General features: G+C 69.5%; 23 protein-coding genes and 1 pseudogene. 15 read left to right on the plus strand and 9 right to left on the minus strand.

Annotated elements, in window-relative coordinates:
- From ACLQ28_RS28650 to ACLQ28_RS28660, 3 genes and pseudogenes are all read left to right on the plus strand, one after another.
- Positions 1-998, plus strand: a pseudogene (locus ACLQ28_RS28650) (hypothetical protein); the annotation flags it as partial.
- Positions 995-1621 carry a tetratricopeptide repeat protein gene (locus tag ACLQ28_RS28655; RefSeq protein WP_425689365.1) on the plus strand — a complete coding sequence of 209 codons (627 nt, stop codon included), beginning with the start codon at positions 995-997 and terminating at the stop codon, positions 1619-1621. The pseudogene ACLQ28_RS28650 and the gene ACLQ28_RS28655, both read left to right, overlap by 4 nt.
- 8 nt (positions 1622-1629) lie before the next feature.
- A complete protein-coding gene (locus ACLQ28_RS28660; protein ID WP_425689366.1) occupies positions 1630-2895 on the plus strand; it encodes a glycosyltransferase in 1266 nt (421 codons plus the stop codon).
- Between the two features lie 42 nt (positions 2896-2937).
- Here ACLQ28_RS28660 and ACLQ28_RS28665 read toward each other — a convergent pair whose 3' ends face one another.
- The 4 genes from ACLQ28_RS28665 to ACLQ28_RS28680 all read right to left on the minus strand — a co-directional run bounded on the left by ACLQ28_RS28665 (position 2938) and on the right by ACLQ28_RS28680 (position 6466).
- Entirely contained in the window at positions 2938-3357 is a 420-nt protein-coding gene (locus ACLQ28_RS28665; RefSeq protein ID WP_425689367.1) for an ASCH domain-containing protein, read from the minus strand.
- A gap of 71 nt (positions 3358-3428) precedes the next feature.
- Complete coding sequence (locus tag ACLQ28_RS28670) at positions 3429-4700, minus strand: MFS transporter (RefSeq protein WP_425689368.1); 1272 nt, start codon at positions 4698-4700, stop codon at positions 3429-3431.
- Positions 4697-5311, minus strand: a complete 615-nt coding sequence (locus ACLQ28_RS28675; protein ID WP_425689369.1) for a winged helix-turn-helix domain-containing protein — start codon at positions 5309-5311, stop codon at positions 4697-4699. Before ACLQ28_RS28675 ends, ACLQ28_RS28670 begins: the two co-directional genes overlap by 4 nt.
- Positions 5312-5392: 81 nt before the next feature.
- On the minus strand, positions 5393-6466 hold the full coding sequence (locus ACLQ28_RS28680; RefSeq protein WP_425689370.1) for an XdhC family protein: 1074 nt from the start codon (positions 6464-6466) through the stop codon (positions 5393-5395).
- A gap of 118 nt (positions 6467-6584) precedes the next feature.
- On the opposite strand from ACLQ28_RS28680, the gene ACLQ28_RS28685 reads away from it, so the two are divergent.
- Genes ACLQ28_RS28685 through ACLQ28_RS28720 form a run of 8 tightly spaced genes read left to right on the plus strand, consistent with a single transcriptional unit; the run spans position 6585 to position 14614 of the window.
- Positions 6585-7457, plus strand: coding sequence for an FAD binding domain-containing protein (locus ACLQ28_RS28685; protein ID WP_425689371.1), 873 nt, complete (start codon positions 6585-6587; stop codon positions 7455-7457).
- A 2-nt stretch (positions 7458-7459) separates the two neighbouring features.
- Positions 7460-8008 carry a (2Fe-2S)-binding protein gene (locus tag ACLQ28_RS28690; RefSeq protein ID WP_425689372.1) on the plus strand — a complete coding sequence of 183 codons (549 nt, stop codon included), beginning with the start codon at positions 7460-7462 and terminating at the stop codon, positions 8006-8008.
- A complete protein-coding gene (locus ACLQ28_RS28695; RefSeq protein WP_425689373.1) occupies positions 8005-10395 on the plus strand; it encodes an aerobic carbon-monoxide dehydrogenase large subunit in 2391 nt (796 codons plus the stop codon). Before ACLQ28_RS28690 ends, ACLQ28_RS28695 begins: the two co-directional genes overlap by 4 nt.
- 10 nt (positions 10396-10405) lie before the next feature.
- Complete coding sequence (locus tag ACLQ28_RS28700) at positions 10406-11272, plus strand: XdhC family protein (RefSeq protein WP_425689374.1); 867 nt, start codon at positions 10406-10408, stop codon at positions 11270-11272.
- 3 nt (positions 11273-11275) lie between these two features.
- Positions 11276-11851, plus strand: coding sequence for a nucleotidyltransferase family protein (locus ACLQ28_RS28705; protein WP_425689375.1), 576 nt, complete (start codon positions 11276-11278; stop codon positions 11849-11851).
- Positions 11848-12717: an AAA family ATPase gene (locus ACLQ28_RS28710; RefSeq protein ID WP_425689376.1), complete on the plus strand. Its 870-nt coding sequence runs from the start codon at positions 11848-11850 to the stop codon at positions 12715-12717. The genes ACLQ28_RS28705 and ACLQ28_RS28710 overlap by 4 nt, the downstream gene beginning before the upstream one ends.
- Complete coding sequence (locus ACLQ28_RS28715; protein WP_425689377.1) at positions 12714-13379, plus strand: SRPBCC family protein; 666 nt, start codon at positions 12714-12716, stop codon at positions 13377-13379. The genes ACLQ28_RS28710 and ACLQ28_RS28715 overlap by 4 nt, the downstream gene beginning before the upstream one ends.
- Positions 13376-14614, plus strand: coding sequence for a vWA domain-containing protein (locus ACLQ28_RS28720; protein WP_425689378.1), 1239 nt, complete (start codon positions 13376-13378; stop codon positions 14612-14614). The genes ACLQ28_RS28715 and ACLQ28_RS28720 overlap by 4 nt, the downstream gene beginning before the upstream one ends.
- Here the strand turns inward: ACLQ28_RS28720 and ACLQ28_RS28725 are convergent.
- Positions 14539-15495: a LysR family transcriptional regulator gene (locus ACLQ28_RS28725; RefSeq protein WP_425689379.1), complete on the minus strand. Its 957-nt coding sequence runs from the start codon at positions 15493-15495 to the stop codon at positions 14539-14541. The two genes, ACLQ28_RS28720 and ACLQ28_RS28725, sit on opposite strands and share 76 nt — an antisense overlap.
- Positions 15496-15980: 485 nt before the next feature.
- On the opposite strand from ACLQ28_RS28725, the gene ACLQ28_RS28730 reads away from it, so the two are divergent.
- Positions 15981-17510 (plus strand): TROVE domain-containing protein, encoded by a 1530-nt coding sequence (locus ACLQ28_RS28730; RefSeq protein WP_425689380.1) that lies wholly within the window; start codon positions 15981-15983, stop codon positions 17508-17510.
- Positions 17511-17592: 82 nt separating this feature from the next.
- Here ACLQ28_RS28730 and ACLQ28_RS28735 read toward each other — a convergent pair whose 3' ends face one another.
- The 3 genes from ACLQ28_RS28735 to ACLQ28_RS28745 all read right to left on the minus strand — a co-directional run bounded on the left by ACLQ28_RS28735 (position 17593) and on the right by ACLQ28_RS28745 (position 19953).
- Positions 17593-18345 (minus strand): hypothetical protein, encoded by a 753-nt coding sequence (locus ACLQ28_RS28735; protein ID WP_425689381.1) that lies wholly within the window; start codon positions 18343-18345, stop codon positions 17593-17595.
- A 132-nt stretch (positions 18346-18477) separates the two neighbouring features.
- Complete coding sequence (locus ACLQ28_RS28740) at positions 18478-19650, minus strand: lactonase family protein (protein ID WP_425689382.1); 1173 nt, start codon at positions 19648-19650, stop codon at positions 18478-18480.
- A 177-nt stretch (positions 19651-19827) separates the two neighbouring features.
- Complete coding sequence (locus tag ACLQ28_RS28745; protein ID WP_425689383.1) at positions 19828-19953, minus strand: hypothetical protein; 126 nt, start codon at positions 19951-19953, stop codon at positions 19828-19830.
- A 135-nt stretch (positions 19954-20088) separates the two neighbouring features.
- Here ACLQ28_RS28745 and ACLQ28_RS28750 point away from each other — a divergent pair, with 135 nt between their 5' ends.
- Both ACLQ28_RS28750 and ACLQ28_RS28755 read left to right on the plus strand, forming a co-directional pair.
- On the plus strand, positions 20089-20292 hold the full coding sequence (locus tag ACLQ28_RS28750; protein WP_425689384.1) for a hypothetical protein: 204 nt from the start codon (positions 20089-20091) through the stop codon (positions 20290-20292).
- 47 nt (positions 20293-20339) lie between these two features.
- Entirely contained in the window at positions 20340-20732 is a 393-nt protein-coding gene (locus ACLQ28_RS28755; RefSeq protein WP_425689385.1) for a hypothetical protein, read from the plus strand.
- Between the two features lie 173 nt (positions 20733-20905).
- On the opposite strand, the gene ACLQ28_RS28760 is transcribed toward ACLQ28_RS28755, so the two are convergent.
- Positions 20906-21655 carry a glyoxalase gene (locus tag ACLQ28_RS28760; RefSeq protein WP_425689386.1) on the minus strand — a complete coding sequence of 250 codons (750 nt, stop codon included), beginning with the start codon at positions 21653-21655 and terminating at the stop codon, positions 20906-20908.
- Between the two features lie 166 nt (positions 21656-21821).
- Between ACLQ28_RS28760 and ACLQ28_RS28765 the strand changes: the two genes are divergently transcribed.
- Entirely contained in the window at positions 21822-22748 is a 927-nt protein-coding gene (locus ACLQ28_RS28765; RefSeq protein WP_425689387.1) for a hypothetical protein, read from the plus strand.
- The last annotated feature ends 96 nt before the right edge of the window (positions 22749-22844 follow it).

A 22844-nucleotide genomic window follows, 5' to 3' on the forward strand; every position in this document is an offset into this window, starting at 1 on the left:
AGGGCGACACCGGAGCCCAAGGCGCCCAGGGCGACGTCGGCGCACAGGGCGCCCAGGGCAACGTCGGCGCACAGGGCACGCAAGGCTTCCAAGGCGACACCGGCGCACAGGGCGCGCAAGGCAACGTCGGCGCACAGGGCGCCCAGGGCAACGTCGGCGCACAGGGCGCCCAGGGCAACGTCGGCGCACAGGGCGCCCAGGGCAACGTCGGCGCTCAAGGCACGCAAGGCTTCCAAGGCGACACCGGCGCACAGGGCGCGCAAGGCAACGTCGGCGCACAGGGCACCCAAGGCGACACCGGAGCCCAAGGCACCCAAGGCGACACCGGAGCCCAAGGCGCGCAAGGTTTCCAAGGTGCCCAGGGCGACGCAGGCGCACAGGGCGCGCAAGGTTTCCAAGGTGCCCAGGGCGACACCGGAGCTCAAGGCGCCCAAGGCGCGCAGGGCGCTCAAGGCTCAGGTGCCCAAGGTTTCCAGGGCGCCCAGGGCGACACCGGCGCTCAAGGCGCCCAAGGCGCGCAGGGCGCTCAAGGCTCAGGTGCCCAAGGTTTCCAGGGCGCCCAGGGCGACACCGGCGCTCAAGGTGCTCAAGGTGCTCAAGGTGCGCTCGGCTTGCAGGGCGTACAAGGACCGCAGGGTGCGCAGGGACTGGCGGGCAACGGAATCGATGCCGCCTACATTCAGGGTCCGCTGACCGTAATTGCGGACACCCCGGTCAATTTCGGGTGCCAGCTCGGAGACATCGCTGTCGGGACCGGGTATCAGCTCTCGGGTGCGGGCGTCAATCCGGTGCTGATCCAGCCGCTCTCGGTGAGTGGCTACCAGTTCACCTTTACCGGCGGGGGCGCCGACATCTGGGTGTCCTGCATCTCAACCGGTACACCGGTGGCGTTCGCGCCTGCGGCCGACACGTCGGGCCGGGAAACGGCCGGCCGTAGCTATGCCAGCCGGCCGATCAGCACGTCGGACCGCCCCGTTACCGTCAAGGAGAAGGAATGAGCACGCGTCAGATATTCGGGTCACTCGCCTGTGGTGCGGTCCTGCTGGCCGGAGTCCCGGCCTGCAGCGAGAAGCCTGCTGACAAGCCGCCAACGAGCAACGCCGGCAACAGCGGTAAGGCGGACGGCGACACCAACACCGACACCGCGCCGGCCGATCTGCTGAAGCTCGGTGTCGAGCAGGGCCAAGCCGGCAACATCGACGCGGCCAAGGCCACCTTCGAGAAGGTGGTAGCCGCCGAGGCCGACAACAAGTTCGCCTGGTTCAACCTGGGCTTCATCGCCCAGTCCCGCAACCAGGCCGATGAGGCTGTCGACAACTACGACAAGGCGTTGGCGGCCGACGCCTCCTACAAGCCGGCCCTGTACAACAAGGCCATCGCACTGGAAGGCAAGGCCCCGACGACGTCGATCGAGATTTACCGGAAGGTCGTGTCGATCGACGACAAGTCGTCGACCGCCTACCTCCGGCTGGGCATGCTGCTGTCCCAGTCCGGTGACGACGCGGCGGCGCGGAACGCCTTCCAGTCGGCGATCCGGCTGGACAAGGGGCTCACCTCAGCTGTTCCGGCGAAGTACCGCGCGGTCCCGAAGGCTCCGGCCTCGCCCCGGACGGGTAGGTGATTGGTTCAATGCGTGCGCCACGCGTAACGGTCTTCACAGGAAGCAACCGCACCCGCTTCATCGATGAATGTTTCCGATCACTGGTCGAGCAGACCTTCACCGACTGGGAATGGGTGGTCATTCTCAACCAGGGGTCTCGTTGGCGGCCTGAGAGGCAGGACGATCGGATCCGGCTCATCGTCCAGGACAACCTGAACGGCGTTGGCGCCGTGAAGCGGTACGCCTGCGCCGAGGCTGCCGGGGACATCCTGGTCGAGCTTGACGACGACGATCTGCTCAGCAGCGACTGCCTGCAAGAAATTGTCGACGCCTTCGATTCCAATCCGGAGGTGGGGTTCGTCTACAGCGACACCGCGCAGATCCAGGAGGACGGCGGCCGCTGTGAGGACCGGTTCGCGAGTTCATTCGGCTGGCGGCACTACGACGACAAGGTGGACGGCCGTGAGGTGCTGGTCTGCCGGGCGTTGCAGCCGACGCCGCACAATGTGAGCTACATCTGGTACGCACCGAACCACGTGCGGGCCTTCCGCCGGGACATCTACGAGAAGGTCGGCGGATACGACGAGTCGCTCGACGTCGCCGACGACGCCGATCTCATGGCTCGGATCTATCAGGTGAGCGAGTTCCATCACATTGAGAAATGCCTTTACCTGCAGCGCATGCATGCCAAGAACACGCAGCGCATTCCGGATCTCAACGCCCGCATCCAGCAGCGTACGGTGGAGATCTACGACCGGAACATCCAACAGAATGCGCTGGCCTGGTCACGGCGACAGGGCCTCCTGGCGCTCGACCTGGGTGCGGCCCACAACAAGCCGGAAGGCTATCTCGGTTTGGACTACCACGACGCGTCGGGCGTCGACATGGTCTGCGACATAACAAAGGGCGTCGATCTACCGGATGGCAGCGTCGGGGTCATTCGGGCGGTGGATTTCCTGGAACACATCCCGGACAAGATCGCACTGTTCAACGAGTTGTACCGACTGCTCGCGCCGAACGGGATGCTGTTGTCCCTGACACCCAGCACCGACGGTCGGGGCGCTTACCAGGATCCGACGCATGTGGCTTTCTACAACGAGAACTCGTTCTGGTATTTCACGGACGCCAAATATTCTCGGTTCGTGCCTGAGATCAAATGCCGATTCCAGGCGTCGCGGCTGGTCACGTACTTCCCGAGCGATTGGCACCAGACGCACAACATCCCGTACGTCTCCGCGAATCTCATCGCGATCAAGGGCGACGCCCCGCGCAACGGAGGCCTGCTGAACATCTGACCGCACTCTGCGGTTGTGCCTAACAACCGGGCGTTGGGCTAGTCAGACGACGTGCACCAGCCGGAAGCGTTTGGTTACCACCAGGGTGTCGTCATCGGCTGTGAAGCCGGGGTCGCCCAGTTCGGCGCGGACTTCCGCGCTGTGCCAGAACGTCTCGTGCCCTGCGCGCCACTGCGCCACCGACTCGTCACCCTCGCCCTCGGCCAGCGCGTGTTGCAGGTCGACGTCGGCGAGCCGGATCACCCGTACGTCGGTCAGCTCGATGACCGCGACCCGCCTACCCTCGGAGTCCACCACGGCGGATCGTTCGCCGACCTCGGGCAGCGGCTCGTTCGCGCACTCGTACCCGACGAGCAGGCCGGACGTGGAGGTTTTCGCGCCGGAGAGGATCGCGGCCACGAGCTGGTCCCGCAGCGGCCCCGGGAACGCGAACTCGGCAAGCGGAAGATCATCGAGTTCCATGCGCGAAGGGTACGCGGTCCGGGTGAGCTGCGAGGACCGCCGCCGACAGGTCTCGGCGGGATGGCACGAGATCAGTCCTCGGGCAGCTCGCGCATGGTGCGCAGTGGAGAGAAGGCGACCCAGAACACCCCGAGCAGGGCGCCGAGGGTGGCGATCCAGAGGGCGGGACGCACCCCGAGCGCGGTGCCGAGCGCCCCGCCGAGCAGGGCGCCGACCGGCCGGATGCCGTAGTTGACGGTGCGTTTGAAGCCGGAGACCACGGCGAGCATCGTCTCTGGTGTGGCCGCGATCTGCACCGATCCGGCTGCGATGTCGAGGACCATGACGCCCAGCGCGGAGACGAACTCGGCGGTGATCAGGAGCGCGAGCACCAGCGGCCGCGGTCCCCCTGCCAGCGGCACGAGGATCAGTGGGGCCGGAAAGACGACCAGGCCGAGGATCACTGCGGGGCCGATGCCGATCCGGCGACTGAGCGGGCCGGTGACCGCTGCGCCGAGCAGTCCGCCGAACGCGCCGACCCCGATGATCATGCCGAGCACACCGGGGGCGACGTTGAGCTCGGTGGTCACGTACAGCACGAAGAGCGCGGCGAACATGTAGTTGAACAGGTTGAGCGTGGTGGTGCCGAGCAGGATCGCCCGTAGCACCGCAGAGCGGGCCACGTACCGCACGCCGGCGGCCATGCCCAGGCCGGGGCCGCTCTGTGCGGGGCGCTCGGTGACTCTGATCCGGATCAGGAAGACAGCCGACGCCAGGTAGGTGAGCACGTCGGCGACCAGTGCGATCGGGGCTGTGAGCACCTGCACGAGCACGCCACCGATACTCGGGCCAGCCACGAACGACATGGCTCTGCTGCCGTTGACCAGACTATTGGCGTCCACGTAATCCGGTCGTCGAACCAGAGCGGCGAAGAGGCTGGTATGGGCCACCTCGAAGAACACCGAGAGGATCCCGATCAGGAAGGCCACGACGCAGAGCAGCGGCAGGTTCAGTGCACCCGCCCACCACAGCAGCGGCACGGCCAGCAGGAGGCCCGCCCGGCCAAGGTCGGCGATGATCATGACTTGGCGTCGGCGCGGGTACCGGTCCACCCAGGCGCCGGCCGGCAGTGAGAGGAACAGGTTCGGCAGCAGCGAGGCAGCGGTCAGGTAACCCATCTCGGCCGGTCCCGCGCCGATCGCGAGCACGGCCAGCAGCGGCACGGCGAGCAGGGTGATCTGGTCGCCGAAGAGCGAGACGGTCTGCGCGGACCAGTAGCGGCGGAAGGCCGCCTGCTGCAGCAGCCGTGGGATGCGCGGCCGGCGCGGCGGTGCCGGGTCGGCCAGGACGAGGGGTTCAGTCACGGTCCGTCTCCGCCCGATGGGCCTTCAGGCGGTACGGGACCACGCGGCACCGCCATCTGGATGATCTGCACCGGGCGGGACCCGGGCGGGCGGCTCGCCGGATCGGCCCTCCGTTCGTCGTACCGGGCCAGCAGCGCGTCGACCTCCTCCGTGAGCTCGCGCAGCTCAGTGGCGGTGACATGCAGCAGCGCGTCGCCGAAGCCAGCGGCGGCTCGCCATTCGACGGGCTCGTCGCCACGGACTGCGAGGTAGTCCTGGGCACGTTGCACGAAGAGCGCGAGCATCACACTGTTGAGCTGGTCGGTGGCGGCCTTCATGACCGGGTCGTCGGAGTCGTCGTCCCAGGAGGTGTATTGCGTGGTCGCCCGCCAGGGCCGTTCCCGAGCGTCCGCCCCGGCAACGCGTTCGGCGAACCCGTACTTGGCGAGCTGACGCAGGTGGAACGAGCAGTTCGGGACGTTGTCGTCGAGCCGGGCGGCAGCCTGAGTCGCGGTCATCGGGCCGTCGCTGCGCAGCAGCCCGATCAGACGCATCCGCAGCGGGTGCGCGTACGCCCGCAGGGTCCGTGGGTCGGTGAGCTTGATGGAACGCTCAGGTACCTCTTCGCTCATATACTAGAGGATGCTTTAGAAAGATGTCTCTAGCAACTGTCAATCGTCCGGCACCCCCGACACCGAGGTGTGGCGACACGGTCAGGTGTGGTGGATCGGGGTCTCCAGGTCGCTGAGCGGTCGGCCCGAGCCACCCCAGGCCTCGGCGGTGATCTCGGCGGCGATCGCGACGGCCGTCTCCTCCGGCGTCCGCGCTCCCAGGTCCAACCCGATCGGCGAGTGGAGCCGAGCCAGCGCGGCCTCGCTCACACCCGCCTCGCGCAGCCGGCGCATTCGATCGTCGTGGGCCCGGCGGCTGCCCATCGCGCCGATGTAGCGGGCGGGTGTGTGCAGGGCGACCTGGAGCAGCGGCACGTCGAACTTGGGGTCGTGGGTCAGGACGCACAGCGCCGTGCGATCGTCGACGGCCGTCGACTCCAGGTACGCGTGCGGCCACTGGACGACGAGCTCGTCGGCGTCCGGGAAGCGTGCGCGGGTGGTAAACACCGGACGGGCGTCGCAGACCGTGACGTGGTAACCGAGGAACTTGCCGATCCGGGCCATCGCGGCGGCGAAGTCGATCGCTCCGAAGATGATCATCCGGGGTGGCGGCACGTACGACTGCACGAACACGCCCACGTCGTCGCCGCGCTGCTCCCCCTGCCGGCCCAGGTGGATCGTGCCGCTGAGACCGAGGGCGAGCATCCCCGCCACCTGCCGGGCCGCCGCGTCGTCCAGGTCGGGTGCGCCGAGGCTGCCCGCGACCCGGTCGGGCCAGATCACCAGTTGGGCGTTCTCGACCGATGCGGTGGCGACCGGGCGACCGTCCCGGATCGCGGCGAGCACCTCGTCGGGCTCGGTCAGCGCGACGCCCGGTTGGACCAGGATCTGGATCGTGCCTCCGCAGGTCAGACCGACGTCGAACGCGTCGTCGTCGCTGACGCCGAAGGTCTGGGTGTGGGCCGTTCCGGTCTCCAGCGCGCTGAGGCAGAGGTCGTAGACGGCACCCTCGACGCAGCCGCCCGAGATGCTGCCGAGCACCTCACCCTGGGCGGAGACGGCCATCGCCGCGCCCGCCTGCCGGGGCGCCGACTGCCAGGTCCGCACGACTGTCGCGACGGCGAACGCGACTCCGGCGCTACGCCAGCGCGTCAGGCCGTCGACGATGTCCCGCATGGCCGCACGATCCGGGAGCCCCGGCGGCACCGTCAACGGCGACCTAAGCAGTTGCTTAGGTCGCCGTTGACTTTGGTCACCGCCGGGCAGAGATTTTGCCGGACTGCGGAGGTGCGACATGCAGGTGCCGGCACCGTTCGAGTACGAACGAGCCACCAGTGTGGACCATGCGATCAGCCTTCTCGAGCGGCTGGGCGGCACTGCCCGCCTGATCGCCGGAGGGCACAGCCTGCTGCCGATGATGAAGCTGCGGCTGGCCAACTTCGACTACCTGATCGACATCAACGACCTGCACGCCGAGCTGGGCTACATCGAGACAGGCCCAGACGAGGTACGCATCGGGGCTCTGACCCGACATCGGGAGCTGCTCGAATCGGCCGTGCTGGCGGCGACGTTCCCCATCTTCGCCGACGCCGAACGGGTGATCGCCGACCCGGTGGTGCGCAACCGGGGCACGCTGGGCGGCTCGCTCTGCCAGGCCGACCCGTCCGAGGATCTCTCAGCGGTCTGCACGACGCTGGACGCGCACTGCGTGATCCGTGGTCCGGGCGGCGCGGAGCGGGTCGTGTCGATGGAGGAGTTCCACGTCGGGCCGTACGAGACGGCGGTCGCGGACGGCGAGATCCTGGTCGAGATCCGGCTGCCGGTGCGGCCCGGTTGCGGCAGCGCGTACGCCAAGGTCGAGCGCCGGGCCGGCGACTGGGCCATGGTGTCGGCCGGCGCGGCGGTGTGGCTCGACGGCGGCACGATCGTCGACGCCCGGGTGGGGCTCGCGGCGGTCGGTCCCAACACGACGGGCATCCCGGAGATCTCGGCGGCGCTGCGCGGGCAGGAGCCCTCCGAAAGCCTCTACGAGCAGGCCGGGGCGATCGCGGCTCGTAGCTGCGATCCGGTGACCGACCAGCGCGGCAGTGCGGACTACAAGCGGCATCTGGCCGCCGAGCTGACCAGGCGGACCCTGCGCCGGGCCGTCGAACGGGCGAGGAGCTGAGCATGCAGGTCACCATGACCGTCAACGACGTCGAGGTCACCCGGGAGATCGAGGGCCGACTGCTGCTGGTGCACTTCCTGCGGGACGTGCTGGGTCTGACCGGCACGCACTGGGGCTGCGACACCAGCAACTGCGGCACGTGCGTGGTCTGGCTCGACGGCGAGCCGGTCAAGTCGTGCACCGTGCTCGCGGCGATGGCCGGCGGCCACCAGGTGCGTACCGTCGAGGGCCTCGCCAAGGGCGCCGAGTTGGACCCGATCCAGCAGGGCTTCATGCAGTGCCACGGCCTGCAGTGTGGTTTCTGCACGCCGGGGATGATGATGACCGCGCGGGCGCTGCTCGACCGCAACCCCGACCCCAGCGAGACGGAGATCCGGGAGGCGATCTCGGGTCAGATCTGCCGGTGCACGGGGTACGCCACCATCGTCAGGTCGGTCCGCTGGGCCGCCGTGGCCGAGGCGCAGGCCGCCGCCCAGGTCACCGAGACCACCGAATCGACCGAGGCCGGCGAGATCGCCGACGCCGGCCAGACCGCGGGGGCCGTCGCATGACCACTGTGCACGAGCGCGTGGACACGTTCCACGACAACGATCAAAAGCCCGTCGGGTACGGCCGGATGCTGCGCAAGGAGGACCCGCGGTTTCTCCGTGGTCGCGGCCGGTACGTCGACGACGTGCAACTGCCCGGCATGCTGCACCTCGCGATCCTCCGCTCCCCCGTGGCGCACGCCCGGATCGTCAGCATCGACACGAGTGCCGCCGAGGCGTCGCCCGGGGTGAAGGCCGTGGTGACCGGGGCGATGCTGGCGCAGCAGAACCTGGCCTGGATGCCGACGCTCTCCAACGACGTACAGGCCGTGCTCGCCACCGACAAGGTGCGCTTCCAGGGGCAGGAAGTGGCGTTCGTCGTCGCCGAGGACCGGTACGCGGCCCGCGACGCGCTGGAGCTGATCGACGTCGAGTACGACGTCCTCGACCCGGTGATCGACGCGCGTCGCGCGCTGGAGGCGGACGCCCCGCTGATCCGCGACGACCTGGATGGCAAGACGAACAACCACTGCTTCGACTGGGAGACCGGCGACGAGGCGGCCACCGAGGCGGTCTTCGCCCGCGCCGACGTCGTGGTCAGTCAGGATCTCGTCTATCCGCGGGTGCACCCGGCGCCGATGGAGACGTGCGGGGCGGTCGCCGACTACGACGCCGTCGACGGCAAGCTGCGGCTCTGGTCGACCACCCAGGCGCCGCACGCGCACCGCACCCTCTACGCCATCGTGGCGGGCCTCCCCGAGCACAAGATCCAGGTGATCTCGCCGGACATCGGCGGCGGGTTCGGTAACAAGGTGCCCATCTACCCCGGGTACGTCTGCGCGATTGTGGCCTCGATCGTCACCGGCAAACCGGTGAAGTGGATGGAGGACCGCTCGGAGAACCTGATCAGCACCGGTTTCGCCCGCGACTACATCATGCGCGGGGAGATCGCCGCGACCCGTGACGGCCGGATCCTCGGCATCCGCACCAACGTGCTGGCCGACCATGGCGCGTTCAACGGCACCGCCGCCCCGGTGAAGTACCCGGCCGGCTTCTTCGGCGTCTTCACCGGCAGCTACGACATCGAGGCCGCGTATTGCAAGATGACGGCGGTCTACACCAATAAGGCACCCGGCGGCGTCGCGTACGCCTGCTCGTTCCGGATCACCGAGGCGGTCTACCTGGTCGAGCGGATCGTCGACTGCCTCGCCGACGAGCTCGGTATGGACCCGGCCGAGCTGCGGTTGAAGAACTTCATCCAGCCCGAGCAGTTCCCGTACACGACGAAGACCGGCTGGGTGTACGACTCGGGTAACTACGAGCCGACGATGCGGCTGGCGATGGAGATGGCCGGCTACGACGAGTTGCGCCGCGAGCAGGCGGAGAAGCGGGCCCGGGGCGAGCTGATGGGCATCGGCATCGCGTTCTTCACCGAGGCCGTCGGCGCCGGGCCGCGCAAGGACATGGACATTCTCGGGCTGGGCATGGCCGACGGCTGCGAGCTGCGCGTCCACCCGACCGGAAAGGCCGTGGTACGCCTCAGCGTGCAGTCGCAGGGTCAGGGGCACGAGACGACGTTCGCGCAGATCGTCGCCGAGGAGATCGGGATTCCACCGGCGGACATCGAGGTGCTGCACGGCGACACCGACAACACTCCGTTCGGCCTCGGCACGTACGGCAGTCGTTCGACGCCCGTCTCGGGTGCGGCGGCGGCATTGGTGGCCCGCAAGGTGCGCGACAAGGCTCGGATCATCGCCTCGGGGATGCTCGAGGTGTCGGTGGCCGACCTGGAGTGGGAGAAGGGGGCGTTCCACGTCGCGGGCGACCCGGGGAGGTCCGTCACGATCCAGGACATCGCCCTGCGCGCGCACGGCGCGGGTGACCTGCCCGAGGGCATCGAGGGTGGGCTGGAGGCGCAGATCTGCTACAACCCGTCGAACCTGACCTACCCGCACGGCGCGTACATCTGTGTGGTGGACATCGATCCCGGCACGGCACAGGTGAAGGTCCGGCGGTTCATCGCGGTGGACGACTGCGGCACCCGGATCAACCCGATGATCATCGAGGGGCAGGTGCACGGTGGGCTGACCGACGGGGTCGGCATGGCCCTGATGGAGATGATCGCGTTCGACGAGGACGGCAACTGTCTCGGCGCATCCCTGATGGACTATCTGATCCCCACATCTCTGGAGGTGCCCGACTGGGAGACCGGCTTCACCGTGACGCCGTCGCCACACCACCCGATCGGCGCGAAGGGCGTGGGTGAGTCCGCGACGGTGGGCTCGCCGCCCGCGATCGTCAATGCGGTCGTGGACGCTCTGAAGCCCTTCGGCGTACGCCATGCCGACATGCCACTGACGCCGTCGCGGGTCTGGGACGCGATGCGCGGCCAGGCCGGGCCGCCGATCTGAGGAGCGAAGGATGACCACCATCGCGGAGCGCGCCCGGGAGTTGACCGTCTCCCGGGAGCCGTTCGTCCACGCCACCGTGGTCCGCGCGCAGGATCCGACGTCGGCCCGGCCGGGCGACGCCGCGGTGATCCGGTCGGACGGCTCGATCGAGGGTTTCGTGGGCGGGGTGTGCGCCGAGAGTTCGGTGCGGGCGGCGGCACTCGACACGCTGCGCGACGGCACCGCCCTGCTGCTGCGGGTGTTGCCGGACGGTGCAGTCGCGTTTCCGGAGACGCCGGGGGCGCGGGTGGTGGTCAACCCGTGTCACTCCGGTGGCGCGATCGAGGTCTTCCTCCAACCGATGTTGCCGGCGCCGGCGCTGCGGGTGTTCGGCGGCACGCCGATCAGCGCGGCGGTGGCGACCCTCGCCGCGTTCCTCGACTTCGACGTGGTGACGGCCGACGACTGCGCCGGCTGCACCGCCGTCGTGGTGGCCGGGCTCGGCAAGGGCGAGCAGGAGGCGATCCGCGCCGCGCTGGATGCCGGTGTGGGGTTCATCGCGCTCGTTGCCAGCGGCAAACGCGGCGCGGCCCTGCTCGACGAGCTGGGGTTGACCGACGCAGAGCGCGCCCGTGTCCACTCACCGGCCGGGTTGGAGATCGGCGCGAGGACGCCACCGGAGATCGCACTGTCGATCATGTCCGAGGTGGTCCGGGCGATTCGCGTGGACGGACTGGCCCCGACCGTGGGCGCGCAGGCCGCCCGGCCGCAGCAGGCCGTCGACCCGGTCTGCGGGATGACCGTGCTGGTCGGGCCGACGACCCCGCACACGCGCGCCGACGGGCAGGACGTCTGGTTCTGCTGCGCGGGCTGCCTCGCGAGTTACACGGCGGCGTAACCCGTGTTCCTGACCGGCGTGGTGCTCGCCGCGGGCGCATCGGTGCGGCTCGGCGAGGCGAAGCAACTGCTCCCGTACCGGGGACGGACGCTGCTCGACGCCACCCTCGACCTGGCCCGCTCGTGCGGCTTCGACCAGCTGCTCGTCACCCTCGGCGGCGCGGCGAACGACGTCCGCGACCGGGTGGACCTGACCGGCTGCCAGGTCGTGGAGAACCCGGGGTTCAGCACCGGCTGCGGGTCGTCGGTCAGCACGGCCGCGCGAGCCGTGGACCCACGCGCCGACGCGCTCGTGCTGCTCCTCGGCGACCAGCCCGGTGTCCGCGCCGCGGACGTCCGCCGGGTCGCCGAGGCGGCCACCCCGCTGGCCGTGTGCCGGTACGCGAACGGGTTGGGCCACCCGTTCCGCTTCGGCCGCGACGTCCTTCCCGAGCTGTACGACCTGCACGGCGACAAGGCCGTCTGGAAGCTGCTGCACTCCGGTCGCCACCCGGTGACCGAGGTGCCCGTCGACGGGCCGGTGCCGATCGACGTGGACACCCGGGCTGACTATGAGCGTCTGCTGGCGGGTGAGTCATGAAGGACGCCCTGACCGTGCGGCACCGCCTCGACGCCGTCGACTACCTGGTCGACGACGGCATGGCCATGGCCCTGTTCCTGGCGTTGCGCCTCGGTCGGCCCCTGCTGCTGGAGGGCGAGCCGGGTGTCGGCAAGACCGCCGCCGCGAAGGCGTTGGCACGCGCGCTGGAGACGCCGCTGATCCGTCTGCAGTGTTACGAGGGGCTGACCGCAGGCGAGGCGCTCTACGAGTGGAACTACCAGCGACAACTGTTGGCGATCCGGCTCGCCGAGGCACAACACACGCGGCTCTCCGACGCGGACCTGTTCAGCACCGAGTTCCTTCAGGAACGGCCGATCCTGCGGGCCGTACGCCACCGGGGGCCGGTCCCGCCGGTGCTGCTGATCGACGAGATCGATCGCGCCGACGACGAGTTCGAGGCGCTGCTGTTCGAGTTCCTCGGCGAGGCCGGCATCACGATCCCCGAGCTCGGCACGTTCACCGCCCGCACGCCACCCATCGTGGTGCTCACCTCCAACCGCAGCCGGGAGCTGCACGACGCGTTGCGCCGCCGCTGCCTGTACCACTGGATCGACTTCCCCGAGCCGGCCCGCGCCGTGGAGATCGTCCGCCGGGCCGTGCCGGGGGCCACCGAGCCGCTGATCCGCACTGCGGTCCAGTTCATCGGCGGTGTACGCGGTCGGGAGTTGGAGAAGGCACCCGGAATGGCGGAGACCATCGACTGGGTGGCCGCGCTGTCCGTGCTGGGCGCCGCCGACCTGGCCACCGACGACGTCGCGCAGACCATCGGCACCATCGCCAAGACCCCAGACGACCGCGCCGTGGTCGCCGCCGCGCTCGGCGCCTACCAGGAGAGCCAGGCATGAAGATCACGAATGAGTTCGCGGTCACCGTCCCGATCGAGCGGGCGTGGGCGGTGCTCACCGATCTGGAGGGGATCGCGCCGTGCCTGCCGGGCGCCCAGTTGACCGGAGTCGACGGTGACGTCTACCGGGGCCGGGTGAAGGTCAAGGTCGGGCCGGTCATCTCCGAGTTCACGGGCACCGCCCGGTTCGTCGAGAAGGACGACGCCACGTACCACGGGGTGATCGACGCGAAGGGCCGCGACGCCCGGTCGGCCGGGAACGCGTCCGCGCTGGTCACCGCCCACCTACGCGCGGACGGCGACCGGACGTTGGTCAGCGTGGACACCGACCTGAAGATCTCCGGGAAACTGGCCCAGTTCGGCAGCGGCATGATCAAAGAGGTGTCGGGCAAGTTGCTGGCCCAGTTCGTCGCCAACCTGGAGGCCAAGCTGGCTGCCGAGCAGCCAGCCCCGACGCCGCGCACCGAACCCGAACCCGAGCCCGTCAAGGCGCCGCCCATCGAGCCGTCGGCAGTCACCGCGCCTGCTACTCCGGTCGCCGAGCCCGAGGCACTCGACCTGCTCAGCATTGCCGGCGGTTCGGTCACCAAGCGCCTCGTACCGGTGGTCGTCGGTCTTGTCGCGGTCGGCGCGGTGATCGCCTGGCTGGTCGCACGCCGGTGAGCCCGGCCGTGCTGGGCGGGATCGACCGGGCCGCGTTCGCGGTGGCGCTCGCCGGCCGGCTGCGTCGGGCCGGCGTCCCCGCCGGGCTCACCGATGTCGACGACTTCGTCCGAGCACTCGCCGCCAGCCCGCCCGACTCGATGTCCACCCTCTACTGGACCGCCCGGATCAGCCTGGTCCGGCGGCACACCGACCTCGCCGCATTCGACCGGGTCTTCGCAGCGATCTTCACGGATCCGCCGCCACAGCCCCGACCGTCGCGGTCCGCGCCGCCGGCGGCCGGTCACGACGACGCGTACGCCCGGGTGCCCGCCGACACCGACGACGCGGAGTCAGGCGGCGGCCTGCCGTGGGCGACCCTACCGCCAGCCGTCGCGGAAACATCGGAACTCGACGCCGCACTGCGGCTGCCCGAGCGGCGGCCCAGCACCCTCGCCGGGCTCGCCGAGCGCCCGTTCGACGAACTCGACGTCGCACAGGTCACGCAGCTCGGTGACGCGCTGCGCGCGGCTGTCGCCGGTTGGCCGACCCGGCGCACCCGTCGACACGCTGTCGGCTCGGCCGGCGCACGGGTCGCGCTACGGCCCACTATCGCCCGGGCCCGCCGCACCGGCTGGGAACCCGTCGAGGTCGTCCGCGAGCGGCCGGTCCGGCGACCACGCCGGGTCGTGCTGCTCTGCGACGTCAGCGAGTCGATGCGGGCGCAAGCGACCGCGTACCTGCATCTGATGCGGGCGTTCGCGGTCGTCGCCGACGCAGAGGTGTTCGCCTTCGCGACGACCCTGACCCGGCTCACCGTGGTGCTACGACACACGTCGGCGGCTGAGGCGGTCGTGCAGGCCAGCACCGCCGTGACCGACCGGTACGGGGGGACCCGGATCGCCACGAACCTGCGCGCCCTGCTCAACTCTCACCACGCGGACGCGGTACGCGGGGCGGTGGTGGTGATCGGCTCGGACGGCTGGGACAGCGATCCGCCTGACGAGTTGGGCGCGGTGATGGCCCGGCTGAGCCGGCGCGCGTACCGGATCGTCTGGCTGAACCCCCGCGCCGGCGCACCCGGCTTCGCCCCCCGGGTCGGCGGCATGGCCGCAGCACTCCCCTACTGCGACCGGATGCTGCCGGCCGGCAGCTTCCAGGATCTGCTTGTCGTCGCCAGTCAGCTCCAGAGCGTCACGTGCACCGACGGTCGGAAGTGGCCGACGCTGACGCCCGCGCCCCGCATCATCGCTTGAATAGCCCTTGGTGTCGACGAGAACCGCGACAGTTCGTCGGCAGCCGACATCGGGCCGAAAGTGACGAGCACCTGCGAGTGCCACACCGCGTCCATCGTCGCGTGCGGACCCGCCACCTGCCCGAGATGGCCCTGGCGGACGTCCGGTGTGACGGTGAACGAGAGGGCCGGTGCCACGCCCCTGCCCCGCTTGGCTTCCCCCAGCGCGGCCGCGTGGCTTTGGAAGATCTGCTGCCGCTCGTCCGGCACGGCCAGCCGGCGCAGCATCGCCGGGACCGCGCCCAACTCGGTGGCGGCCGACGGCCCGAGCAGCCAGGTCTGCTCCCGCAACTGCCCCGGGGACGCCGGCATGCCGGCCAGCGGATGCTCCGGGCCGACGACGAGCACCACCCGGTAGTTCATCACCGGGCGGCAGACGACCGCGGCGTCGACGACCGGCGGCTGCGGCCCGATCGCGATGTCCGCGGCGCGGGTCAGCAACAGCGATCCGAACGCGCCCGGGTTGCCCACACTCAACTCGACGTCGAGGTCGGCAGCCCGCTTCGCGAAGAGTTCGATCAGCCCTGGTGCCGCGAATTCGGCGAACAGGCTCGACGCGGCGACCCGCAGTAACCGTCGGCCACGCTTCGCGGCGCTCACCTCCAGCATCGTGCGGTCCTGCAGGCCCAGCAGTTCGGCCGCGCGGCTGGCCAGCCGAAGCCCACCGGGGGTGAACGCGAGGCCCGCTGCCGTCCGCCGGAACAGCTTGTCGCCGAACTCCTTGCGGAGTTGCGCGATGTGGATCGACACCGCCGACTCGGAAACCCGTAGCTCCGCGGCGGCCTGTTTGACGGAACCCAGCCGGACCACGGCGACGTACGCACGAAGCTGCGTCGGGGTCACCGGCGTCACCCTCTTCCCCGCCCGATCGCGTGGTTCGGCTCTCCGTCGAGACGAACCTCGATCATTCCCGGTGCACCGCCCCACCGCCAGTAGCCCTTTGACGGCCCGGAGCGCGACCGGCCCCGGGAGGGGCTGGAATCGGGTTGCCCCGCTGAGGGTTGCGGGCCTACCGTTCTGGGGCACCTCCCGGTGCGCAGGCAACGGCTACTTCCGCTTCCAACGGGGAAACGTGGGTTCAAATCCCACCGCCACTTCGGGTGGCGTCGACCAGCGGCCCAGGTCACCTTGGCCCGCAAGGGCCAGTCGCCGTCGCCGCTTTGATCTCGGGAGATGCGCTCACGCCGCACGCCCGGTGCGACGGATACGGCTACTTCTTGGTAAGGGCCCGGCAAGGGCCTGCGGTTCGAGCCCGCAACACCGTGTCCACTTCTGATCTCGGGCGTGCGGTGCGGTGGCGCTTTCCCGGCCGACTGACGGGGGACGTCATGGCCAAGTTCAACCTCAAGCTGCGTAAGAGCCGGCAGCAGCCGACGACCGCCGAGGGCGCACCCGGCTTCACCCGTGAGCCGCGACTCGAGCTGTTCCTGCTCGGAGTCTCCAACATGGTCGGCGAGGGCACCTTCTACGAGGGTGCCACGACCCGGGACGCTCGTTTCCGGGACCTGGTCGTCGCCGTCGCCGTTGCCGATCCCGACTGGTTCGGCCGCTTCGTACCGTGGCTCCGGTCCGGCGCGATGATGCGCTCGGCGTCCGTGGTGGCGGCCCTGGAGGGTGCCCGCGCCCAGGTCGCCGCGGGGATCGCGGGCTCACGGGCCGTCGTGAATTCCGCACTGCAGCGCGCGGACGAGCCGGGCGAGGCGCTGGCGTACTGGCTGGCACACCACGGTCGGGCCCTGCCCAAGCCGGTCAAGCGGGGCATCGCCGACGCCGCGGTCCGGCTGTACACCGAGCGGAGCCTGCTCAAGTACGACTCGGTCGGGAGCCAGGTGCGATTCGGTGACGTCATCGATCTGACTCACCCCACCGCGAAGGACGACCGGCAGGGTGACCTGTTCCAGCACGCGCTGGACCGGCGACACCGGCGGGACAACCCGCTGCCGTCGTCGCTGCGGATGCTGGCGGCACGGGACGCGCTCATGGCGATGCCGGTCGAGCAGCGTCGGGCGGTCACCGATCCGGCGGCGCTGGGCGCGGCCGGTATGACGTGGGAGGCCCTGGCCGGCTGGCGACAGAACGCGATGGACGCCGCGGCGTGGGAGTCCGTCATCCCGACCATGGGCTACCTGGCGTTGCTGCGTAACCTGCGCAACTTCGACCAGGTGGGGGTCAGCGACACCGTCGCGGAGAGCGTGGCGGCCAAGCTCTCGGATCCGGGGGAGGTCGCGACCTCGCGGGTGCTGCCGATGCGCTTCCTGTCGGCGTACAACGCGGCACCGAGCCTGCGGTGGGCGTACCCGCTGGAGAAGGCGTTGCAGCACGCCCTGACGAACGTGCCCGCCCTGGATGGTCGAACCCTCATCCTCATCGACACGTCCGGCTCGATGCGGAGCACTTTCAGCAAGGACGGCACGCTGCTCTGCTGGGACGCCGCCACGGTGTTCGGTCTGGCGCTGGCCGCCCGGGCCGAGGCGACCACGGTGGTGTCGTTCTCCAATGACAGCCGGGTGTTCCCGCCCTTGGCGGGTGAGTCGGTGCTCGCGGCGGTGCGGCGGTTCAAGGACGACGGCTATTTCCTCGGCATGGGCACCGACACCGAGAAGGCGGTGCGGACGCACTTCGACCGGCACGACCGGGTGGTCATCCTCACCGATGAGCAGGCCCACTGGCACCGCTCGGCGAACGTCGCCGCGGCGGTGCCCGCGGAGATACCTGTGTACACCTGGAACCTGGCCGGATACCGGGTCGGTCACACGCCGACCACGACGAACCGCCACACCTTCGGCGGCCTGTCCGACGCCGCGTTCGCGATGATCCCGCTCATCGAGGCGGGATCCCACGACCGATGGCCCTTCTGAGGGCAGGTTACGGATGCGCGGGGCCATGCCGTCGGGGTGCAGGCTGAGCCGCAGCACGTTGATCGGTGGGGTCAGCCGGTAGTCAGCCGTTCAGCCCGAGCTGGGGGTACAGGGCTTCGGGCGCGGCGACCGCACCCTCCGGGCGGGTGACGCCGGTAGCCGCACCGAAGTCGCTGTAGCGAAGAGACGCGTTCGGCAGCCCACTGCCGGCGGGGATCAGGAAACCAACAAGCCGGCCGTCGGCATCCAGCGTCGCGCGAAACGGGTGGCTACGGGCGCTGTCGGGAAACGTCTCTCCTAGAGGGGGGCGGAAGTTGATCCCGGTGCCGTCGGCGACCCGGGTCACATCGAACGTCCCGGTGATCTCAGAGCCGTCCACCCGTGCGGTGACGATCGCGTCGATGAGGCGGGCCGAGCCGCCAGGGTCGTTCTTGCCCGGCGCGAAGCTGAGGGCGAAGTTCGACGGCACCCGGGCCGGGTCGAGGGTCATCCATTCGTGGCCGACTCCCTGGAGGCCCACGTCGGTCTTCAGGTAGACGTCGTTGTCGATCATCCGGATCTCGGTGACACGACCGGACATCGCAGCCGTGGTGATGCCCCGCTTCTTGACGTTGTCGGTGCGCGAGAGCGTCGTGATCTGACTCGCGAAGTCGACATCGACGCGGAAGCTCGTCTGATCGATGAACGCCCTGCCTGCCCTCAGCACGCCGATCGCCTTTGCCGTGTCGGCCGCGCCAGCGTTGACGGTCGGCGCCGCGGCGGGTTCTTCTGTCGTCCCCATGGCGACCGAGCAGGCCAGTATGAGCAGAATCGCCCCAGAGATGCCGGCCACCACAGCTCGACGTGTCATGGCCGCAGGGTATTCGGCTTTCGCAACTCACCCCGACACTCAACGCCGATCGAGGTCAGCACCTCGGGAAAGTACTGGTCCCGGTCGACGAGCGACCGGGACCAGTGGGTGACGCAGTCAGGAGGCGGCGATGCCTTCCATGCCGATGCCGTCGACGAACTTCGGCAGACCCTCCACAGTGGTGACGAGGGTCAGGGAGCCGTCCTTGTCCACCTCGTAGCCCTGCACGTTGCCGGCGGCCGCGTTCTGCACGTACAGGAAGCCGTCGCTGGTGGTCATGTCGATCGACCCGCCGCCGGTGTCGACGGCGACGGACTTGACAAGCTCAAGCTTGCCGTCGTCGTTGACGCGGTAGGAGCTGATGGTGGAGCTGCCGGCGTTGGCGGCGTAGAAGAAGTCGCCGACGCGCTGGATCCAGCACGTCGCCTGCTGACCGTTGGGCACCGACGGCCCGATCTGGTCGAGGACGCCGTCGTCGTCGAGCTCGAATCGGCTGACCGCGTTCGCGTTGGACTCGGTGACCAGCAGCGTGTCGTCGGTGTCGAAGGTGAAGCCGAACGGACCGTCCCCCGCGTCGCTGATGACGGGGTTGCGGGCCAGTTCGCCGTGACGACCGATCTCGTAGCTGAACATGACGTTGGCGGCCTTGGTCGACACCAACACGAACTCGCTGTCCGGGTCGATCTTGATCTGGGCCGGGGCGGTTCCGAACGCGGGCGGGTTGCCGTTGTGCAGACCCAGCGACCGGTTGGCGTCGTCGATCCGCGACAGGCGCCCCTTGTGCAACTGGAACCCTTGCACCGAGCCCTCGCCACCGGCGTTGAGGACGTAGACGAGGTCACCGCGGGCCGCGACGCTGACCGGCAGCAGACCTCCGGACCAGATGACCTGAAGCTTGTGCAGCTTGGTGCCGTCAACCTCGAAGACCGTCACGGTGTTGCTGCCGGCGTTCACGGCGAACAGCAGCCCACGGTGGTAGGTCAAGGACCCTTGCGACGCCAGTGCGTCGACCGGCGCCCCGATCGTGAACCCGCCCAGCCCGCCGGTCTCGTACTCGCCCGCCTTGGTGAGGCGGCCGTCCTCGTCGCGGTCGTACACCTTGATGGTGTTGCCCTCGGCCTTGTTGGTCTGGACGAAGACCGCGCCCTCGTCACCGTGCTGGTAGTCACCTCCCCCACGGTCGTCGTGGTAACCGGGGCCGCCGCCGTCGGCGGAGGCGGTCCCGGGGATCGATCCGACGCTGGTCAGACCGGCCAGGAGGGCTGCCGCGAGCGCTACGCTGCGCTTCATCATTGGCTCCTTACGCGCACGATGGGATGAATACGAGTTTTCCTCTCCTTCGAAAGCTAACGGAAGTTGTAGGCACGTTAAGGGCTATTACCCGAAAGCGGTATTTTTGCGGCGCTCTGTCGATTGACCAGACGTTGGCGCCGAGATGTCGTATGACGAAGTCGAACGTTCGGCCCGTCAGGGCAGGAAGTCGGCGGTCAGGGCGATCAGGGCGCGGGCCGCTGCACCGACGGGGCGGTCGACCGGGGTGGCGAGCGACAGCGTCCAGTCGAGGTCGGCGTCGGTGACGATCACTGTGCTCACGCCTTCGGCGCCGGCGACCGCCGATCCTGCTGCTCGCCCGGCTGGTCACCGGTCTGGGCATCGGCCTGATCACCGCGACCGCCACCGCGTACCTGCACGACCTGCACACCGCCCACCGGCCCGGGGCTGGTGGGGATGCACACCGCCAACCTGACCGCGTTCCTGGTCGGCGGCATGGTCGCCGGCATCGGTGCCGGCCTGCTGTTGAAGGCAGCCATCAGCACCGTCGCCGCGATGACCTGGTTCACCGGGCTACTGCTGGTCATGCTCACCGGCGTAGCCGCGCTGTTCTACCGCAGCACCGCAACCCGCCGTGCTCCCGCTCGGCACGCTGGCTGAAAGACGATGGTCTTCCCGGCGGCCCACTCCGATGGGATGCTCGATGGGTGATTCGCCGCCACGTCGTGGTGTTCGGGTTGGCGATCGGGCTGCTCGCCGGCTGTTCCGAGCCGCCCTACCCACTACCGGACCGCACCGCGACTGACGTTCGGGCCGAGGAGGAGCGTCTCGCGACGCTCCTCCCCCTCGAACTGCTCGGTGGACCGGGCACCTGCAAGGTCCGCCTGCTCGGGCGGGAGGGTTCCTCGTCGTTCGCCTGGGCGCACTGCGAAGCGGCGGGCCCAGGCGTCGTCACCGGCGTCTCGACACCCGTACGGGTGGACGGTGACCGCGTCACGCAGCCCGGCGACGGGAGTGAATACTCGACGAGCGTGCGGCGCATGTTCCCGGAACGGCTGGCAGAGGCCGTCCTCGGCGACGACACCAGGCTCCGCCCCTAGACGAGTAAGTCCCAACCCCGGCCTGTGCTGTGAGCGCAGCCGGCAGCCGGCGGTGACCGTCGGTCACCTCCGACAGGGCGGATGCGGTAGTGAGCGATATACCTCAGAGTCATATTCATACCTCTGAGGTATACCGCTACAGCACATCGGCATGGCAGGCAGCCGTCGGGCGATCAGGTCGCGTCGGGCAGCCACGGCTTGAGCAGGGCGGGGTCGGCGACGTACTGCTCCGCCTGTGCCCGCTCCTGCGCAGTCAGGGACAGCGCCTGGAGACGGGCCCCCCATTCGGGTACGCGCTCCGCCTTCTCGAGCGCGACCGACAGCTCGATCAGGCCGGCGAGCGCCATCGCCTGTTCGACCATCGGCGCGTCATCGGCACGGCGGCGCATCCCCGAGTCGAGCGCCCGGTAGGCCGCCCGGTCGTCGGACTTGAATTCGCGCAGGATCCGCGCGTTGTCGAGCACTCGCGCCAGGCCCTGCAACTCCTTCGACCCGCCGTACTCCACCTCTTGCGGCTCGTCCCTCTGGATGAAGACGATGGTGTTGCCCGACGGGTCGACGACGCTGAACCGCGACGCCCCGGCACGGTAGCGGGTGATCCGCGGCAGACCCTTGACCAGCACCTTGCCGTACGCGCGGCGCATCGCTTCGGTGAACGCCGCGTGGTACGGCGCGACCGCGTCGACCATCACCAGGCAACCACCGGACGCCTCCTTCGCCGGGTCCAGGCCCTTGGGCGCCGGGCCGTAGTGCAGTTGGAACCCACTCCAGGTGAAAGCCAGGTACACGTACGGCTTGAGCTGCTCGTAGGCCACCTCGAACCCGAGCGCCCGCCAGAACGCCAGGGTCTCCGCCGGCGCCGGGCAATGCAGCAGTGGCACCGTCGTCTCGTTCGGCTGAACACGGTCCTCATTGGTCGTCATGGTCACTCCCGGTCCGGTCGGCAGGTCGGCCATTGTGCCAGGACCGGCGAAGCGCGCCGGCGGTTTCGCCTCCTACCCAGGGAGGAGGCCTGCTCCGACCGCCGGCCCGTTTCCGGGGCTCGCGGTCGGACGCGACCGGCGGCTACGGTCGCGATTATCTACAGACATGACAATCGATCTGCGCCGGGCGGCACACTGGCACCGCCCACTGATGATTTTCGTGTCCGCGATGGCCGTGCTCGCTGTCGTCAGCGCGGCCGGCATCGTCATCGACTCGCGCGTCCTCACCGGAGCGCCTATCTGGCTCAAGCCGTTCAAGTTCGCGGTGTCCTTCGTGCTGTACGGCGTCACCCTCGCATGGATGCTCACACTGCTGCCGCAACGCAGCCGGGTCGCGGAGAGAGCGGCCACCCTCATCGCCGCGATCGCGTTGATTGAGAACGCGTGGATCGTCGGGCAGGTGCTGCGCGGGCAGACCAGCCACTTCAACGCCAGCACCCCCGTGAACACCATCCTCCTCGCGTCGATGGCCGTACTGATCACGGTGCTGTTCTTCGCGCACCTCGTCATCGGAATCGTGGTGTTGATCCGACGGATCCCCGATTGGGCCGCCCGCCGCGCGGTTGGGTGGGGCCTCGGCCTGTCGCTGCTGGGCATGGCGGCGGCGGTGCCGATGGCGCTGCCGATGCAGGACCCGGGGATCGAGGGAATCGGCGGGGCGCACAGCGTGGGTGTCCTGGACGGTGGACCGGGTCTGCCGCTGGTCGGCTGGAGCACCACCGGTGGGGACCTGCGGATCGGGCACTTCGTGGGGCTGCACGCCCTGCAGGCACTGCCGATCCTGGCGATCCTGCTGACCCGGTTCGCGACCCGGCTGGACGAGCGCACCCGGGCACGGCTCGTGGCCGTGGCGGGGGCGGCGTACGGCGTACTCACGGTGTTGTTGACCTGGCAGGCACTGCGCGGACAGCCGCTGCTGCGCCCGGACGCGGTCACGCTCGCCGCAGTCGCGGCCCTGGTGGTCACGACAGCGGCCGCCACCGGGCTTGTGCTGGCTCGCCGGAGCCGGTCCGACCTGGCGTTGGTCGCATGACCGGAAGCGCACCGAGGAAATCGCCTCCTACTCAGGGAGGAGGTCCGCTCCGACCGCCGGCCGCAACCGGGGCCACCGGTCGGACGCGATCGGCGG

Origin of the sequence: Micromonospora sp. DT201, from assembly GCF_049841575.1 — a bacterium.
Classification (GTDB): Bacteria; Actinomycetota; Actinomycetes; order Mycobacteriales; family Micromonosporaceae; genus Micromonospora.

Excerpts from the sequence above, each read along its gene's own strand:
- ACLQ28_RS28765 (WP_425689387.1), top strand. The coding sequence starts at position 21,822 with ATGACAATCGATCTGCGCCGGGCGGCACACTGGCACCGCCCACTGATG.
- ACLQ28_RS28680 (WP_425689370.1), bottom strand. The coding sequence starts at position 6,466 with ATGCGGGACATCGTCGACGGCCTGACGCGCTGGCGTAGCGCCGGAGTC.
- ACLQ28_RS28715 (WP_425689377.1), top strand. The coding sequence starts at position 12,714 with ATGAAGATCACGAATGAGTTCGCGGTCACCGTCCCGATCGAGCGGGCG.
- ACLQ28_RS28730 (WP_425689380.1), top strand. The coding sequence starts at position 15,981 with ATGGCCAAGTTCAACCTCAAGCTGCGTAAGAGCCGGCAGCAGCCGACG.
- ACLQ28_RS28695 (WP_425689373.1), top strand. The coding sequence starts at position 8,005 with ATGACCACTGTGCACGAGCGCGTGGACACGTTCCACGACAACGATCAA.
- ACLQ28_RS28675 (WP_425689369.1), bottom strand. The coding sequence starts at position 5,311 with ATGAGCGAAGAGGTACCTGAGCGTTCCATCAAGCTCACCGACCCACGG.
- ACLQ28_RS28655 (WP_425689365.1), top strand. The coding sequence starts at position 995 with ATGAGCACGCGTCAGATATTCGGGTCACTCGCCTGTGGTGCGGTCCTG.
- ACLQ28_RS28760 (WP_425689386.1), bottom strand. The coding sequence starts at position 21,655 with ATGACGACCAATGAGGACCGTGTTCAGCCGAACGAGACGACGGTGCCA.
- ACLQ28_RS28660 (WP_425689366.1), top strand. The coding sequence starts at position 1,630 with ATGCGTGCGCCACGCGTAACGGTCTTCACAGGAAGCAACCGCACCCGC.
- ACLQ28_RS28665 (WP_425689367.1), bottom strand. The coding sequence starts at position 3,357 with ATGGAACTCGATGATCTTCCGCTTGCCGAGTTCGCGTTCCCGGGGCCG.
- ACLQ28_RS28740 (WP_425689382.1), bottom strand. The coding sequence starts at position 19,650 with ATGAAGCGCAGCGTAGCGCTCGCGGCAGCCCTCCTGGCCGGTCTGACC.
- ACLQ28_RS28710 (WP_425689376.1), top strand. The coding sequence starts at position 11,848 with ATGAAGGACGCCCTGACCGTGCGGCACCGCCTCGACGCCGTCGACTAC.
- ACLQ28_RS28690 (WP_425689372.1), top strand. The coding sequence starts at position 7,460 with ATGCAGGTCACCATGACCGTCAACGACGTCGAGGTCACCCGGGAGATC.
- ACLQ28_RS28750 (WP_425689384.1), top strand. The coding sequence starts at position 20,089 with ATGCACACCGCCAACCTGACCGCGTTCCTGGTCGGCGGCATGGTCGCC.
- ACLQ28_RS28685 (WP_425689371.1), top strand. The coding sequence starts at position 6,585 with ATGCAGGTGCCGGCACCGTTCGAGTACGAACGAGCCACCAGTGTGGAC.
- ACLQ28_RS28700 (WP_425689374.1), top strand. The coding sequence starts at position 10,406 with ATGACCACCATCGCGGAGCGCGCCCGGGAGTTGACCGTCTCCCGGGAG.